Origin of the sequence: Vulgatibacter sp. (genome assembly GCF_041687135.1) — a bacterium.
Taxonomy (GTDB): domain Bacteria; phylum Myxococcota; class Myxococcia; order Myxococcales; family Vulgatibacteraceae; genus JAWLCN01.
On record NZ_JAWLCN010000002.1, the window covers coordinates 483,569 to 498,154 of the forward strand.

Annotated in this window: 17 protein-coding genes; 7 read left to right on the plus strand and 10 right to left on the minus strand. The window is 71.3% G+C overall.

All coding sequences use genetic code 11. The features are described from left to right. Positions 1-6: 6 nt before the first annotated feature. From ACESMR_RS05905 to ACESMR_RS05935, 7 genes are all read right to left on the minus strand, one after another. Positions 7-1,077 (minus strand): serine/threonine-protein kinase, encoded by a 1,071-nt coding sequence (locus ACESMR_RS05905; protein ID WP_373046415.1) that lies wholly within the window; start codon positions 1,075-1,077, stop codon positions 7-9. A 79-nt stretch (positions 1,078-1,156) separates the two neighbouring features. Next, on the minus strand, positions 1,157-1,870 hold the full coding sequence (locus tag ACESMR_RS05910) for an NUDIX hydrolase (protein WP_373045905.1): 714 nt from the start codon (positions 1,868-1,870) through the stop codon (positions 1,157-1,159). Between the two features lie 91 nt (positions 1,871-1,961). Beyond that, on the minus strand, positions 1,962-2,750 hold the full coding sequence (locus ACESMR_RS05915; RefSeq protein WP_373045907.1) for an enoyl-CoA hydratase/isomerase family protein: 789 nt from the start codon (positions 2,748-2,750) through the stop codon (positions 1,962-1,964). A gap of 28 nt (positions 2,751-2,778) precedes the next feature. Further along, entirely contained in the window at positions 2,779-3,537 is a 759-nt protein-coding gene (locus tag ACESMR_RS05920; protein ID WP_373045909.1) for a hypothetical protein, read from the minus strand. A 72-nt stretch (positions 3,538-3,609) separates the two neighbouring features. Next, the gene (locus ACESMR_RS05925; protein ID WP_373045911.1) at positions 3,610-3,798 is read right to left on the minus strand and encodes a hypothetical protein; all 189 of its coding nucleotides are present in this window, start codon (positions 3,796-3,798) and stop codon (positions 3,610-3,612) included. 60 nt (positions 3,799-3,858) lie between these two features. Continuing rightward, positions 3,859-4,308: an acyl-CoA thioesterase gene (locus ACESMR_RS05930; protein ID WP_373046416.1), complete on the minus strand. Its 450-nt coding sequence runs from the start codon at positions 4,306-4,308 to the stop codon at positions 3,859-3,861. A gap of 136 nt (positions 4,309-4,444) precedes the next feature. Next, positions 4,445-5,269 (minus strand): enoyl-CoA hydratase/isomerase family protein, encoded by an 825-nt coding sequence (locus tag ACESMR_RS05935; protein ID WP_373045913.1) that lies wholly within the window; start codon positions 5,267-5,269, stop codon positions 4,445-4,447. Between the two features lie 207 nt (positions 5,270-5,476). Here ACESMR_RS05935 and ACESMR_RS05940 point away from each other — a divergent pair, with 207 nt between their 5' ends. Next, entirely contained in the window at positions 5,477-6,316 is an 840-nt protein-coding gene (locus ACESMR_RS05940; RefSeq protein ID WP_373045915.1) for a hypothetical protein, read from the plus strand. A 50-nt stretch (positions 6,317-6,366) separates the two neighbouring features. Here the strand turns inward: ACESMR_RS05940 and ACESMR_RS05945 are convergent, their stop codons facing one another. The 3 genes from ACESMR_RS05945 to ACESMR_RS05955 all read right to left on the minus strand — a co-directional run bounded on the left by ACESMR_RS05945 (position 6,367) and on the right by ACESMR_RS05955 (position 9,053). Then, complete coding sequence (locus ACESMR_RS05945; RefSeq protein WP_373045917.1) at positions 6,367-6,687, minus strand: hypothetical protein; 321 nt, start codon at positions 6,685-6,687, stop codon at positions 6,367-6,369. 276 nt (positions 6,688-6,963) lie between these two features. Then, the gene (locus ACESMR_RS05950) at positions 6,964-7,425 is read right to left on the minus strand and encodes a hypothetical protein (protein WP_373045919.1); all 462 of its coding nucleotides are present in this window, start codon (positions 7,423-7,425) and stop codon (positions 6,964-6,966) included. Positions 7,426-7,574: 149 nt separating this feature from the next. After that, a complete protein-coding gene (locus ACESMR_RS05955; protein WP_373045921.1) occupies positions 7,575-9,053 on the minus strand; it encodes an aldehyde dehydrogenase family protein in 1,479 nt (492 codons plus the stop codon). A gap of 133 nt (positions 9,054-9,186) precedes the next feature. Here ACESMR_RS05955 and ACESMR_RS05960 point away from each other — a divergent pair, with 133 nt between their 5' ends. The 6 genes from ACESMR_RS05960 (at position 9,187) to ACESMR_RS05985 (ending at position 14,570) form a co-directional block, all read left to right on the plus strand. Further along, a complete protein-coding gene (locus tag ACESMR_RS05960) occupies positions 9,187-9,870 on the plus strand; it encodes a uracil-DNA glycosylase (RefSeq protein ID WP_373045923.1) in 684 nt (227 codons plus the stop codon). 42 nt (positions 9,871-9,912) lie between these two features. Beyond that, positions 9,913-10,923, plus strand: a complete 1,011-nt coding sequence (locus tag ACESMR_RS05965) for an SDR family oxidoreductase (protein WP_373045925.1) — start codon at positions 9,913-9,915, stop codon at positions 10,921-10,923. Between the two features lie 4 nt (positions 10,924-10,927). After that, positions 10,928-11,893: an SDR family oxidoreductase gene (locus ACESMR_RS05970; protein ID WP_373045927.1), complete on the plus strand. Its 966-nt coding sequence runs from the start codon at positions 10,928-10,930 to the stop codon at positions 11,891-11,893. 92 nt (positions 11,894-11,985) lie between these two features. Next, positions 11,986-13,092, plus strand: coding sequence for an SDR family oxidoreductase (locus ACESMR_RS05975; protein ID WP_373045929.1), 1,107 nt, complete (start codon positions 11,986-11,988; stop codon positions 13,090-13,092). Between the two features lie 176 nt (positions 13,093-13,268). Beyond that, on the plus strand, positions 13,269-14,123 hold the full coding sequence (locus ACESMR_RS05980) for a hypothetical protein (RefSeq protein ID WP_373045931.1): 855 nt from the start codon (positions 13,269-13,271) through the stop codon (positions 14,121-14,123). 57 nt (positions 14,124-14,180) lie between these two features. Next, positions 14,181-14,570 (plus strand): helix-turn-helix domain-containing protein, encoded by a 390-nt coding sequence (locus tag ACESMR_RS05985; protein WP_373045932.1) that lies wholly within the window; start codon positions 14,181-14,183, stop codon positions 14,568-14,570. Positions 14,571-14,586: the final 16 nt, after the last annotated feature.

Here is a 14,586-nt window from a genome sequence, read left to right on the forward strand (position 1 = left end):
TGTGGATCAGAGCAGCTGCTGGAGCGCCGCCGCGGTGGCGGCAGCTGCCGCCAGGCCGAGGATCCAGGGCGAGAGCTTGCGGCGCCAGTAGCGGCGGCGGGAGCCGACCTCGAGGGCCTCGACGTCGCTGCTCGTGAGGAGGACGGGGCGCAGCGGCTCCCGGGCCAATGCCACACCCATGGAGCTGCCCGCCCAGGCGAGGGCCTCGAGGAGATCGTCCATCGAGGCGTAGCGGTCCTCGGGATCCTTCTGCATCGCCCGGAGGATCACGCGCTCGAGCGCCTCGGGGATGTCGCGGGCGACGAGGCGCGGGGGTTTGGGCTGGGCGCTGGCGTGCTCGAGGAGGACCGCGATCGAGGACTCCGCCGTGAAGGGCGGCCTGCCACAGGCCATCTCGTAGAGCATCACGCCGAGGCTGTAGACGTCGGTGCGCGGCGTCGCCGGCTCGCTGCGCACGAGCTCGGGGGCCATGTACTGCGGCGAGCCGAGGAAGGCGCCGGACTGGCTCAGCTCCCCGTCCCCGCCGAGGAAGAATTTGGCGAGGCCGAAGTCGAGGACCTTCACGAAATCCGGCTCGTCCTCGCGGGCGAGCAGCATCACGTTCGACGGCTTGAGGTCGCGGTGGACGAGGCCGTTGCGGTGCGCTTCCCTGGCCGCGCGGGCGATCTGGTTGGCGATGCGGAGCAGCCGCGGCGCCGGAAGCGCCCCCTCCTCCTCGAGGAGCTGCGCGAGGGTCCGGCCCTCGAGGTACTCCATCGCGATGTAGAAGATCCCGTCGTCGGTCCTGCCGTAGTCGTGGATGGTCACCGTGTGCGGATGGCCGAGCCGCGCGGTGACCGAGGCCTCGAGGCAGAAACGCTTCACGAAGGCGAGGTCGCGTCCGTCGGCGAGGCCAGCGGAGAGCACCTTGAGGGCGACCTCGCGATCGAGGCCCGTCTGCACCGCGCGGTAGACCTTGCCCATGCCGCCGGCCCCGAGGGGCTCGACGATGCGATACCGACCGTCGATCACGCGGTCGACGAGGGGATCGTCGAGGCGGATCGGCGCGGCGGTGGGGCGCTGGTGCGGGAGAGGCATCACCACGAAGCATCCCGCCGTTCTGCACCCGGATGCAACCGGGAGGGCGAACCCGGACGGGTTCGAAGCGCCGAACCCTTCACGGCTCCTCCGCCGCCGCCGGCTTCCGCGGCCTGGCCCGGCGTCGTTCGGGGCCGAAGGCGAGGCCCATCTCGCCCTGGGCGACGAAGCGGTAGAGGCGCGCGGGCCTGCCGACCGCCACCCGCCTGCCGGGGGCGAGGGCCAGGGTCCCGGAGGCGAGCATCTTCGAGCGGAAGTTCCGTTTGTCGAGGCGCTTGCCGAGGATCACCTCGTAGACCCGCTGCAGCTCGGTGAGGGTGAAGGCCTCGGGGAGGAGCTGGAAGGCGATGGGCACGTGCTCGAGGCGGGCGCGGATCCGGGCCACCGCGTGGCGGAGAATCTCGGCGTGGTCGAAGCCCACCGGCAGCTTCGGCACCTCCTCGCGGACCGAGAACCAGCGGGCGTCGTCGGCGTGGATCGCCGCTGCGGCGCGGGCGGAGGCGACCAGGGCGTAGTGGGCGACGCTCACCACCCGGGCGCGGGGATCGCGGCCCACGTCGCCGAAGGTGTGGAGCTGCTCGAGGTAGACGCCCTTGAGGCCTGCCTTGTCCTGGAGCGCCCGCCGGGCTGCGGCGTCGAGGTCTTCGTCGACGCGGACGAGGGTGCCGGGCAGCGTCCAATGATCGCGGAACGGCGGCTCGCGCCGCCTGGTGAGGAGGACTTTGAGGTCCTCGTCCCGGACGGTGAGCAGCACCACGTCGACGGCGAGCGTCGGCTGTCCGCTGGCAGCCATCAGACCGCGAGGTGTACCACAGCCGGGGCGCGACTGTGGAACCCTTGACGCACGACGAGCTTGGCCGCTTGCATTCTTCGCAGCGGCCGGCTCAGCGACCGGTGAAGGTCGCCTTGCGCTTCTCGAGGAAGGCGGCCACGCCCTCCCGCCCGTCGGCGGTGGCGGCGCTGTCCGAGATGTTCTGGCGCTCCTCCTCGAGGGTCGACTCCAACGAGTCGTAGCGCCAGACCATGCGCTTGGCGACGGCGAAGGCCCGGGTCGGGCCGCGGGCGAGCTCGGCGGCCAGCGCGACCGCCTTCTCGTCCACCTCCGCCGCAGGGGCCACGGTGTGGACCAGGCCGTGGGCCTTCGCGTCCGCAGGGAGGAGGGGCTCGTTGCGGAGGATGTGGGCCATCGCCCGGTGGGGCCCGAGCGCCCGCGTGAGCTGGAAGGTGAGGCCGCCATCGGGCGTGAGGCCGATGGCGGTATAGGCGGAGACCAGCTTCGCGTCCTCGGCGCAGACGAGCAGGTCGCAGGCCAGCGCCAGGGAGAGGCCACCGCCGCCGGCGGCGCCCTTGACCGCGCCGATCACCGGCTTGGGCATCCGGGTGATCGCCGAGACCACGCCGTGGAGACCGAGGGTGAGCTCGCGGAGGAAGACGTCCACCCGGTCGCCGGCCTCGCGCATCGCGGGGATGTCGCCGCCGGCGCAGAAGGCCTTGCCGGCCCCGGCGAGCACCACCGCACGCACCGCGCTGTCGCACTGCACCTCGCCGAGGCGGGTGGTGAGCTCGCGGCAGAGATCGATGGAGAGGGCGTTGAGCGCCGCAGGTCGGTCGAGCGTGAGCCTGGCCACGCCTTCGGCGGGAAGGTCGACGAGTACGAGCGGTGCCGCTGCCATCTTGCGCTCCTGCGCCGCTGGGGGCGCGTCACTTCACGGTGAAGGTGCGCGCGGTGGGGCCGAGACCGCCGTTGCCCACCGGCGCGCCCTTCTCGTCTACCAGATCCACTTCGATCTCGTGCTCGCCAGGCGCCAGGTTCTCCCACCAGAGCGGCTGCCACTCGGTGGCGAGGTGCTCCTCGCCGTCCAACGTCCAGCGGACCCGGTAGCCGCCTTGCGAGAGCCGCACGTTGGTGAGGTAGTAGTCGAAGAGGATCCGCTGCGCCGCTTCGCCAGCGTAGCTTCCCTTCGGCCGGGACCAGGTGAGGAGCGGCGCCTCCGGATCGACGGCGTATCTGCCGTCCTCCATGCCGACCACGAAGCGGACCATCACAAAGGCGTCCGGGCTCGCCTTGATCGACTCGTGCCTGGGGCGCGACGGGAAGGCGCGGAGCAGGTGGGCGCCGGGCGCCACGTCCTCCAGCACGTAGCCCGCTCCGTCGTAGACCGCGATGTAGGGCTGGTCGTCGAGGACGAGGTGGATGTGGGCGCCGTCCTGCCAGACGGCATAGTTCTCGAGATCGAATTTCACCCGCACGTCGCCGGGCGGGACCACCTCGTTCCAGGTGGGCGAGGTGATGTCGAGCTTCACGTCGGAGAATTCTTCCGCCCAGCCCCCGAGCTCGGGATCGAGGATCTCCGCCTGGATCTCCCCGCTCGGTTCGTCGCCGGTGCCGTCGACGCGCTGCTGGCTCGCGCAGGCGGTCGAGAGGACGAGGACGGCGAGGGTGATTCCTCCCCGCTGCACGGTGCACCTCCATTCGGATGAAGATGCGACCGTGGGCACTGGGGGCTGCGGATGCAATGGCTCGGCGTGGGGTCAGCCGCGGAGCCCCACGGCGAGGCCGGCGAGGCCGGCGCCGACGAGAACGAGCGCAGCTGCCACGGCGCAGGAGTGGAAGAGCGCCAGCGAGGCGGCGACGCCGACGGCGACGCCACAGCTCGTGCAGCACGGCACACGCCAGCGGCTGCGCGGCGTCGCTGCCTCGCTCTCGATCGGCCCGTCCATCTTGCGTCCCCCCTTCTTTGGAGAGACGCGCGAGCCGGAAATTTTCCTTCGGAGGACGCTTCAGCCGTGGTGCGGCTGGGTGCGGCGGCGGTTCTGGAGGCGCTGCTCGCGGCGGGCTGCGGCGGCTGCCTGTGCGTCCCGCTCCTCCTGCGTCTCGAGGAGCAGCGGCGGCACGCTGGTGGGGCGGCCCTCGCCGTCCAGGGCGGCGAAGGTGAGGAGCGCGGAGCAGGTGTGGTGGCGCTCGCCGGTGATCGGCTGCTCCGAGTAGACCTCGACGCCGATCTCGAGGGAGCGCTTGAAGGCGGCGTTCACCCGGCCCTTGAGGTGCACCACCTCCCCCACGCGGATCGGGGCGTGGAAGTGGAGCTCGTCCATCGACGCGGTGACCACCACCTTGCGGCAGTGGCGCATCGCCGAAACCGCGGCGCAGACGTCGATCCACTGCATCACCTTGCCGCCGAAGGCGGTGCCGAGGGCGTTGCCGTCGGACGGCAGCACGATCTCGGTCATCTCGGTGATCGATTCGGTCGAGGACTTGGCCTGCTCGGAGATCTCCACCCTGCACTCCCGGTGAGAGGCCGGCGCGGGGCCGGCGGTTGCGGGAGCTATCTACCGTCCCGCTCCCGCCGGCGCTCGCCCTTTCTCGTCAGCGCCCCTTGAACTGCGGCGCGCGCTTGTCGAGGAAGGCGGCGAAGCCTTCCTTCGCGTCGTCGCTCTGGAAGAGCTGCTGCTGCAGCTCGCGCTCGAGGGAGAGGCTGCTTTCGAACGACATCTCGAGGCCGGACTGCACCGCCCGCTTGATCGCGCCGACCGCCTTCGCCGCGCGGCCCGGGGGCACGAAGCGCTTCGCGTAGGCGAGCACCTCGCCGAGGAAGGCGGCGGCGTCGGCTGCCTCGAGCTGCTTGTTGATCAGGCCGAGCTTCTCACCCTCGTCGAAGGAGAGGTTCACGCCCTCGACCATGAGCTCGATCGCCTTCGTCTTGCCCACGAGGCGGGCGAGGCGCTGGGTGCCGCCGGTGCCGGGGAGCACGCCGAGGGCGACCTCGGGCAGGCCGAGCTTGCCGCCGCCCCTGCGGGCGATGCGCAGGTCCGCCGCCATGGCGATCTCGAGGCCGCCGCCGACGCAGTGGCCGTTGATCGCGGCGATCACGAGCTTGTTGGTGTTCTCGAGGCGATTCAGGGTCTCGTTGGCGTGGAGGCAGAAGTTGTACTTGAAGTAGGGATCCACGCTCTTGAGCATGTCGATGTTGGCGCCGGCGCAGAACATCTTCTCGCCTGCGCCGGTGACGACGATCACGTGCACGTCGGCGTCGAAGCGGGCGCGGAGGATCGCGTCGTCGATCTGCCGGAACATCGGGTAGCTGTAGGCGTTGGCGGGCGGATCCTGCAGCGAGATCACCGCCACGCCGCCCTCGGCGCGGTAGCCGACCAGCTGCTCGTCGGTGGGCTTCGTCCAGTCGCGGGTGCTCATCGGCCTCTGGCTCCTTCGTGGATGCGGAAGGCCCGGTTCGTAGCACATCCCGCCGCCCGGCGGCAGCGCCGGGCCCAATGTCAGACCCCCCTGCTATGCGTGGAGTGGACGCTGGACCGGGGGGAGCAGATGGTACGAAACGGAGTCGGAACCAGGCAGCCGCCGGGGGAGGGATGAACCATGCCGTCCCTCGAGCACGAATCACTGGTGCAGATCTTCCGCAACCGGCCCGCGCTGGCGGCGGAGTTGTTGCACGCCGTCTCCGGCGTGCCCTTGCCGCGCGACGAAGCGCGGGTCGTCGAGGCCGACTTGAGCCAGGTCGTGCCCACGGAGTACCGGGCGGACCTGGTCGTCGCGCTCGGTCGCGAGCGGCGCATCATCGTCGAGGTACAACTCCGCAGGGATCCCACCAAGCGGTGGACCTGGCCGCTCTACGTCACGGCGTTGCGCGCACGTGACCGCTGCCCGGTCCACCTGCTGGTATTCACCCCGGACGAATGCGTAGCGGCGTGGGCCCGCCAGCCCATCGAGCTGGGGTTCCCCGGATCCCGGCTCGTCCCCCTCGTAATCGGCGCGGATTCACTGCCGCGGATCACCGACGTCGACAAGGCCCGCGTCGAACCCGAGCTTGCCGTGCTGTCGGCCCTCGCCCACGGCCATGAGCAAGGTGGCACGGAGGTGGCCCTCGCTGCGCTGGCTGCAGCGGCGGGCCTCGAAGACGATCGATCGATATTCTATGCTGACCTCGTCCTGCGCTCCCTGGGCGCGGCGGCACGCAAGACGCTGGAGGACTTCATGAACAGCGGGCGCTACGAGTTCCAGAGCGAGTTCGCTCGCAAGTACATCGAGGAGGGCAAGGCCGAAGGAAAGGCCGAGGGCAAAGCGGCAGGACTCGCCGAAGCCATCCTTGCAAACCTGACCAACCGGGGGCTGGCCCTCTCCGAGGAACAGCGCGCGAGGATCGCCGGCTGTTCCGACCTGGCGACGCTGGGACGATGGCTCGCCGCCTCCCTGCACGTGAACTCCGCCGACGATCTGCCGGACTGAAGTGGTGCACGTCGAGCGGCCGGGAAATGGCGGGCAGGCAGCGCCGCTGGTCAGAAGCTCCAGACGCCGTAGAGGTCCCTGCACGTGGGGCCGCACGGTCCTTCCTCGCGTTCGAATGGTCCGACGCGGGCCGTGGCAACCTGCGTCCACTCGTGCAGCGCTACGAGGTCGACCGAGTTGGCAGGACTCGAAATCCAGAGGAAGGTGGGCCGGCCCTTGGCAATGCCCACCTTCATGTCGGCGCATTCCGGCTCGCCGGACGCGGTCGGGAGCGTGACCTCGCAGGAGGAGAGAACCCGATCCCCGTGCTGCACCTCGAAGCGCCAGAGCCCCGGCTCCCACTCCGGCCGCTCGAGGTCGACCCAGGCCATGCACGACGACCCCGATGCCAAGAGCGCACAGCCCCTGGGGGCCGATGGTACCGGCTCGGCTCCGCAACCTGGAACGAAGAGCGCACCGGCAGCAACCAGCGGAAGAACCCGGCGCAGGACGAGGGAAGGCATGCAGCTTCGATGTCCGCTGCGCTGGCGGCGGATCAGGCGCGAGTGCAGATTCCGGTCGACCTGGGATGCAGACGGCGCAGCCCTCGCCCACGGACCCGCTCGTCGTCACGCTGCCGCAGGTCAGCAGCCCCCCGCGGGCCCGGATCAGAAGGCGAAGATGGCGTCGTCGTTCTTGCAGGTGCCGCAGCCCTCGCCGTTGGGCTCGGTGGTCTCGTAGTGCGGGTGGATGGAGGTGCTGCCGATCTCCACGCCCTCCCGCTCGACGAGGATGTGGACCTCGCTCGGCGAGCCGGTGATCGAGAGGACCGCGTGCCACTCGCCGGCGGCCCGGTGGTGCGGCCCCCACCCCGGCGAGGTGACCTTGTCGCTGTCGCAGGCGAGGGTCTCCCCTTCCGCCAGGGGCAGGTCCGCGGTGCAGCGCACGTGCTCGCCGTCGAGGGAGAAGCGGAAGGTGTAGGCGCCCGGCTCCCAGCTCTGGTGCACCAGCGCCACGTCGAGCGCGCAATAGGGCAGCATCGCGTTGCAGCTCTGGCCCCCGCAGCCGGACGCCGCCGCTGCCACCGCCGCGATGGACAGGCCGAGAACGACCCCGATCATCCGCTTCATCGTCTTCCTCCCGTGACCGTCCATGTTGCGCCAGCCGCAGGCGGATCAGAAGGGCGCGCCAGCACCTTCCGTATCCCTCCCCGAATACACGAACGCCCGCGCCGGCTGAAACCGGCAACGGGCGTCCGTGGCGCGAGCGGCGTCGTCGATCAGGTGAGATCGATCCAGACGCTCTTCAGCTCGGTGTAGTTGTCGAGGGCGTGCATGCCGAGCTCGCGGCCGAAGCCGGAGTTCTTGAAGCCGCCGAAGGGCATCGCCGCGTCGAAGACGTTGTAGGTGTTGACCCAGACGGTGCCGGCCTTGAGCGCCTTGGCAGCCCGCAGCGCCTTCTTGATGTCGCGGGTCCAGATTCCTGCGGCGAGGCCGTAGTCGTTGGCGTTGGCCAGCGCCGCCGCCTCCTCCACCTGGTCGAAGGCGATGGTGGAGAGCACCGGCCCGAAGATCTCCTCCCGGGCGATGCACATGTCGTTGACCACGCCGTCGAAGATCGTGGGCTTCACGAAGAAGCCCGGGCCGGCGTCGGTGTTGCGGCCGCCGCCGAAGACGAGCCTGGCGCCCTCCGCCTGGCCCTTCTCGATGTAGCCCAGCACCTTGTCGAGCTGGTTCTGCGAGATCTGCGGCCCGAGGCGGGACTTCGGGCTGAGCGGATCACCCTGCGCCGCCAGCATCTTCTCGGCGCGGCCCTTCACCTTCTCGAGGAACTCGTCCTTGATCGAGCGCTCGACGAGGAGGCGCGAGCCCGCCGAGCAGACCTCGCCCTTGTTGTAGAAGATGGCGTTGATCGCGCCGCGCACCGCTGCGTCCATGTCCGCGTCGGCGAAGACGACGTTGGGGCTCTTGCCGCCGAGCTCGAGGGTGAGGCGCTTCAGGTTGCTGGCGGAGAGCTGCATGATCCGCTGGCCGATCTTCGTCGAGCCGGTGAAGCTGATCTTGTCGATGCCCGGGTGGAGCACCATCGCCTCGCCCGCCTCGCCGCCGGTGCCGGGGAGCACCTGGAGCACCCCCTCGGGCAGCCCTGCCTCGAGGGCGAGCTCTGCGAGCTTCATCGCGGTGAAGGGGGTGAGCTCCGACGGCTTGTGGATCACCACGTTGCCGCAGGCGAGCGCCGCCGCGATCTTCCACGTCGACATCAGCAGCGGAAAGTTCCAGGGCGTGATCACACCGACGACGCCCACCGGCTCGCGCAGCGTCATGTTGAGCATGCCGGGCTTCGCGGGGATGGTCTCGCCGTGGATTTTGGTGGTCCAACCGGCGAAGTACTGGAAGATCTCCGCGGAGAGCGGGATCTCGATGTTGCGGGTCTCGGCGAAGGGCTTGCCGGTGTTGACGGTCTCGAGCTCGGCGAGCTCGTCGGCGTGCTCACCGATCAGCTCCGAGAGGCGCCAGAGGATCCGGGTGCGCTCCGCCGGGCTGATCTTCGTGGACCAGGGGCCCTGCTCGAGGGCCTGCCGGGCGATGCGCACCGCGCCGTCCACGTCCTCCGCGGAGGCGCCGTGGAAGCTGGCCACCTTCTCGGCGTTCCCGGGATAGATCACGTCCATCGCCGTGTTGGACCGGCCTGCGGTCCAACGGCCGCCGACGAGGAGCTTGCCCTCGGGGATCTTCGCGTGCTGGAGCTTGAGCGCCACGTTCCGCCTCCTGCGCGCCACCTTGCGGGGCGCTCGATGCATCGAGGTCGCTGGCGCACCGCGCCAGACCAGTCCCCCTGCAACGTTCGAAAAGGCGGGCATGCTAGCGGTCGCCCCCCACACGGTCAACGCGATGTCCAAGGCATTCGAGAGCTTGCAGAAGGAACTGGTGGCCTGCGGCCGGTGCGACCGGCTGGTCGCGTGGCGGGAGCAGGTGGGCGCCGAGAAGCGCGCCGCCTTCCGGCACGAGACCTATTGGGCGCGGCCGGTCCCCTCGTTCGGCGATCCCGCCGCCAGGCTCCTCGTCCTCGGCCTCGCCCCTGCCGCCCACGGCGCCAACCGGACCGGCCGCGTCTTCACCGGCGACGGTGATCCCCAGTGGCTCTTCCGAGCGCTCCACAGGGCCGGCTTCGCCTCGCAGCCCTTCTCCCGGGACCCGCGGGACGGCCTGCGCCTGCACGACTGCGTGGTCACCAACGCCGTGCACTGCGTCCCGCCGGGCAACCGCCCCTCCGCGACGGAGCTCGCGATCTGCGGGCGCTCGTTCCTCGACCGGGAACTCGCCGCCCTGCCCCACCTCCAGGTGGTGGTCGCCCTGGGAAGGCTCGCCTTCGACGCCTACCTCGCCGCTGCGGCCCGCCTCGGCCACCAGCCGAAGCCCCGCCCCCGCTTCGGCCACCTCGCCGCGGTGGAGGAGGGACTGCCCCACGTGCTGCTGGCGAGCTACCACCCGTCCCGCCAGAACACGAACACCGGCTTGCTCACCGAGCCGATGTTCGATCGGGTCTTCACCGAGGTGCGCCGCCGCCTGGCGTGACGGTGGTGTGCAGCACGCCTTCCGGGAAGCATCGTTTCCGGGATGCGACACGCCGGGCGCAAGAAGCCGATCGACGCACAGACCCTCGTGATCACCGGCGCGTCCAGCGGCATCGGCCTCGCCACGGCGCAGATCGCCGCCCGCAGGGGCGCCCGGGTGGTCTTGAGCTCCTTCGATCCGAAGCCCCTCGAGGAGGCGACCGAGGCGCTGCGCGACGAGGGCTGCACCGTCGCCAGCTTCGTCGCCGACGTCTCCGCCCGCACGGCGATGGAGCGGCTCGCCGCCTTCGCCACCCGGACCTTCGGCCGCATCGACACCTGGGTGAACAACGCCGGCGTCCACGTCTTCGGCAAGAGCCTGGACGTCGATCTCGAAGACGCCCGCCGGGTCCTCGCCGTGGACTATTGGGGCACGGTCCACGGCAGCAGGGCCGCCCTGCCCCGCTTGCGCGAGAGCCGCGGCACCCTCGTCAACGTGGGCAGCGTCCTCTCCGGCCGCGCGGTGCCGCTGCAGGGGATCTACAGCGCCTCCAAGCACGCGGTGAAGGCGTGGACCGACGCCCTGCGGATGGAGCTCGCGCTGGAGGGCGTGGCCGTCGCCGTGACCCTGGTGCAGCCCTCGGCGATCGACACGCCGATCGTGCGCCACTCGAAGAGCCTCATGCCCTTCCGCGTGCAGCTGCCACCCCCGATGTACGCGCCCGAGGTGGTGGGGCGCGCCATCGTCCGGGCGGCGCAGCGACCGCAGCGCGACGTCACCGTCGGGGGCGCCGGGATCTTCGCGAGCATCGGCGAAAAATTCGGCCCGAAGACCGCCGACGAGGTGATGCGCTTCAGCTTCTTCCGGCTGCAACGGGCGAGGGGGCCGGCGCGCGGCGTCGACGCGCTCCACCGCCCGCTGGGTGAAGCGCCCCGGAAGCGAAGCGGCGACGGGCGGGTCGTCCTGCGCCACAGCGCCTGGACGTGGGCCCGGCAGCATCCCGCCGTCGGCGGTGCGGTGGCGGCGCTCCTCGGCGTCGGGCTCGTCGCAGGGGTCGCCGGAAGGGAGGGCTGAGGCGATGTCCCTGAACGGCCGCAGGATCGTGATCACCGGCGCCACCAGCGGAATCGGGCTCGCCACCGCGCGCCTCGCCGCAGCACGCGGCGCCAGCGTCTTTCTCGTCTCCCGCAACGAGGAAGACCTGCGCCACGTCGCCGGGCAGATCGGCAGGCGGGGCGGCAAGGCCGCGTGGGCCCGGGCGGACGTCGCGGTTCGCGCCGAGGTGGAGGCAGCAGCAGAGCGGGCCATCGAAGCCTTCGGCGGCATCGACGCCTGGGTCAACTGCGCGGCGACGGGGCTCTATGCGCCGGTCGAGCAGTCGGACCTCGCCGACGACGAGCGGCTCTTCGAGGTCGACTTCTGGGGCGCGGTGCACGCCACCCGCACGGCGCTCTCGCACATGCGCCGGCACGGCGGCGCCATCGTCACCGTCTCCAGCGTGCTGGCCACCCGCAGCGTTCCCTGGCAGGGCGCCTACGCCGCCTCGCAGCACGCGCTCAAGGCCTGGACCGACGCCCTGCGGATGGAGCTCCGTCACGATCGGGTGCCGGTGCGCCTCACCGTCCTCCAACCGGGCGGCGTGGATTCACCCTTCCATGCCCACGCCCGAACCCCCTTCGGCAGACAGCCCATTCTGCCGAAGCCCGTCTACGCACCGGAGGTGGTGGCCAGAGCGGTGCTCCGCTGCGTGAAGCGGCCCCGACGGGACACGGTGATCGGCGGCAGCGGGCTCGTCCTCCTCGAGAAGCTCGCCCCGGCCACTGGCGACCGGCTCCTCCAGCGGGCGGTCGCGCTGCAGCTCCGGCGCGATGCAGCCGTGCAGGCGCCGGGGGACGGGCTCCACCTGCCGCCACCGCGCGAGGGAAGGGAGCGGGGCTCGGATCGCCGCGTGCTCCACCGCAGCCCGCTGGCAGCGCTCGCGCTCCACCCGATCCTCGGGCTCCTCGGCGGCGCCGCTGCCGTCGGCCTGTTTCGATCGCGGTAGGGGCCTGCGGCCCTGCCACCCGAGCGAGCAGCGCGGAGCGGAGCCCCTATCGTTTCCCCAACGGGAATCGAAAGCAGCGAAGGGGACGCACCATGAAGAAGCTCGACGAACAGACGATCGTGATCACCGGCGCCTCGAGCGGCATCGGCCTCGCCACCGCCCGGATGGCTGCGGCGAAGGGCGCCCGGGTGGTCTTGAGCTCGCGCAACGAGCCGGAGCTCCGCCGCCTGGTGGACGAGATCCGGCGCGAAGGCGGCCAGGCGATCTTCGTCGCCGCCGACGTAGGCGACGAGGAGGCGCTCCGCCACGTGGCGGACGCGGCGATCGAGGCCTTCGGCGGCATCGACACCTGGGTGAACAACGCCGGCGTCTCCATCTACGGCGGGACCCTCGAGGTGTCGATCGATGATCAGCGCAAGCTCTTCGAGACGAACTTCTGGGGCGTGGTGCATGGCTCCCGGATCGCCGTCGGCCACCTGCGCCGCAGGGGCGGGACGCTGATCAACATCGGCAGCGTCGCCTCGGAGCGCGCCCTCCCGATCCAGGGGATCTACAGCGCCACGAAGCATGCGATGAAGGCCTGGACGGACGCGCTGCGCACCGAGCTCGAGCACGAAGGCGCACAGGTGGCGGTGGTCCTGATCGAGCCCGCCTCGATCGACACCCCCTACACCGAGCATGCGCGCAACTACATGGATCGGGATCCGCAGCTGCCGCCACCGCTCTATACGCCCGAGGTGGTCGCACGGGCGATCCTCGCCAACGCGCAGCGGCCCCACGCCCGGGTCACGGTCGGCGGCAGCGCGCCGGGGCTCACCTCGCTGGGCAGGATTGCGCCGCGGCTGGGCGACAAGATCATGGGCTCGAAGGCGATGTACGAGGGGCAGCGGACCGAACACCAGGCGGGCCGCGCGGACGCGCTGTGGGGACCGCCTCGGAGCGAGGGCGAGGTCCGGGGCTACAACCACCGGGCCCTCCACCACAGCACCTATACCTGGGCCGAGATGAACCGGGGCAAGGTGGCGCTCTTCGCGGCAGCTGCGCTGGGCGGCCTCCTCGCCGCGCGAACCGCGCGATCCGCGCGAAGCTCGCGATCGGCGCCGCGCGCCGGCCGCACCGCCGGCAGCTACCGTGCGGCCCCAGCCCGCGAGCGTCCGACCGCCGCCCCCGCGGATCTCTGGCGGAGCACCTGGCACTGAAGCCGGCGCAACGGGGGGGGGGACGGCGGCGGCGCTACCTGCGTGGAGAGGGAGCGGTCGGGATCCTCCCGAGCGAGATGCCAACCCGGCGGCCCCACCACGGGGGCCTTGCGCCCGCCGAAGCGAAGTGGAGCACGGCCTGCGGCGAACGCAGGCCGTGCCTTACCATCCATCGAATGGATCACACGCGGCCCAGCGCACGGGAGCTCGAGGTGGCGGCTGCGGCGCAGCCTGCGCCGAGGCCCGCCCGCACCGCCCCCGCAGGTGAGGCTGCGGCGATGCTCCGCCGCCGCGGCTTCGCCACCACGCCGGGCGAGCTGCTCACGCCCTTCCCCCCCGATCTCGACGGCCCTGCAGCCGACCGCCTCGCCGAAAAGCTCTCCCACTACGCCTTCCGGCTCTTTCTCCGCGGCGCCCTCCACTGCGGCCCCATCTTCGACGCCACGGAGGCGACCCGCTACCTCGCAGGCCACAAGGCACGGGAGCAGGCGGAGACATTGGTGGAGCTGGGGCTCGCGGTCCACGAGGGCGGCAGCCGCTACCGCCTCCTCCACCCGGTGCCCTCCTTCGGCGGCACGCTGGAGTGGTACGTCGCTCGTGAGCTCCGGACCCGGCTCGGCTTCGACGTCGCCGTGAACCACAAATTCCGCGCCCCGGGGGTCGGCGGCGATCTCGACGTGGTCGCCGCCGCCGAGGGCAAGCTCGTGCAGATCGAGCTCAAATCCTCGCCCCCCAAGCATCTCTCGATGGAGGAGGTCCGGGCCTTCTTCGATCGGGTGCAGGCGCTCCGGCCCGACGTCGCCCTCTTCGTGGTGGACACGGCGCTGCGGCTCGGCGACCGGGTGGTGCCGATGCTCACCCAGGCGCTGCAGGATCGCCGCAGGGACGCGCCGCCGCCGCGCCGCATCGAACGGGAGCTCTGGTCCTTCGGCCCCCACCTCTACGTGGTCAATGCCAAGCCGGACCTGGTGGCGAACGTGGCCCGCTCGATCGCCGAGGGGCTGCGGGCGCTGGCGCCGTCGATCGTCTGACGGCAGCGCCCCTGCCGCGGCAGTGCGTCCCGCTGCGCGCTGTTGCAGATTGGGGCCATGACCGAAACCGACCTGACCGAGACCGAGGCATTGGCCGAACGGCTGCGCAGCGCGGACGTGGGGGAGCTCGCCCCGGAGGTTGCCCGCGACTTCCGCGAGCTCCTCGAGGACGTCCCCTGGCTGGTGGCGGAGATCCGCAGGCTCCGCCTCGGCCCGGGCAGGCTGGGGGCCCTGCTCCGCCACCGCCGGGTCGAAAAGGGCCTGGCGGTGGAGCAGGTCGCCAGGGAGGCGTCGCTGCAGCCGGCTGCGGGCTCGGTGGCGATCTCCCCGGAGGAGGTCCGCGCCCTCGAGGAGGGGATCCACCCCACCGGCCCGCGCTGGCCCGACATCCTTCGAGCCATCGCGGCGGTGCTGGGGATCCCGGCGGCGGATCTGCCGCCGGCGTGAGCCCCGGGCCGCGGGA

Excerpts from the sequence above, each read along its gene's own strand:
- ACESMR_RS05905 (WP_373046415.1), bottom strand. The coding sequence starts at position 1,077 with ATGCCTCTCCCGCACCAGCGCCCCACCGCCGCGCCGATCCGCCTCGAC.
- ACESMR_RS05910 (WP_373045905.1), bottom strand. The coding sequence starts at position 1,870 with ATGGCTGCCAGCGGACAGCCGACGCTCGCCGTCGACGTGGTGCTGCTC.
- ACESMR_RS05915 (WP_373045907.1), bottom strand. The coding sequence starts at position 2,750 with ATGGCAGCGGCACCGCTCGTACTCGTCGACCTTCCCGCCGAAGGCGTG.
- ACESMR_RS05925 (WP_373045911.1), bottom strand. The coding sequence starts at position 3,798 with ATGGACGGGCCGATCGAGAGCGAGGCAGCGACGCCGCGCAGCCGCTGG.
- ACESMR_RS05930 (WP_373046416.1), bottom strand. The coding sequence starts at position 4,308 with ATGACCGAGATCGTGCTGCCGTCCGACGGCAACGCCCTCGGCACCGCC.
- ACESMR_RS05935 (WP_373045913.1), bottom strand. The coding sequence starts at position 5,269 with ATGAGCACCCGCGACTGGACGAAGCCCACCGACGAGCAGCTGGTCGGC.
- ACESMR_RS05945 (WP_373045917.1), bottom strand. The coding sequence starts at position 6,687 with ATGGCCTGGGTCGACCTCGAGCGGCCGGAGTGGGAGCCGGGGCTCTGG.
- ACESMR_RS05950 (WP_373045919.1), bottom strand. The coding sequence starts at position 7,425 with ATGAAGCGGATGATCGGGGTCGTTCTCGGCCTGTCCATCGCGGCGGTG.
- ACESMR_RS05960 (WP_373045923.1), top strand. The coding sequence starts at position 9,187 with ATGTCCAAGGCATTCGAGAGCTTGCAGAAGGAACTGGTGGCCTGCGGC.
- ACESMR_RS05965 (WP_373045925.1), top strand. The coding sequence starts at position 9,913 with ATGCGACACGCCGGGCGCAAGAAGCCGATCGACGCACAGACCCTCGTG.
- ACESMR_RS05970 (WP_373045927.1), top strand. The coding sequence starts at position 10,928 with ATGTCCCTGAACGGCCGCAGGATCGTGATCACCGGCGCCACCAGCGGA.
- ACESMR_RS05975 (WP_373045929.1), top strand. The coding sequence starts at position 11,986 with ATGAAGAAGCTCGACGAACAGACGATCGTGATCACCGGCGCCTCGAGC.
- ACESMR_RS05980 (WP_373045931.1), top strand. The coding sequence starts at position 13,269 with ATGGATCACACGCGGCCCAGCGCACGGGAGCTCGAGGTGGCGGCTGCG.
- ACESMR_RS05985 (WP_373045932.1), top strand. The coding sequence starts at position 14,181 with ATGACCGAAACCGACCTGACCGAGACCGAGGCATTGGCCGAACGGCTG.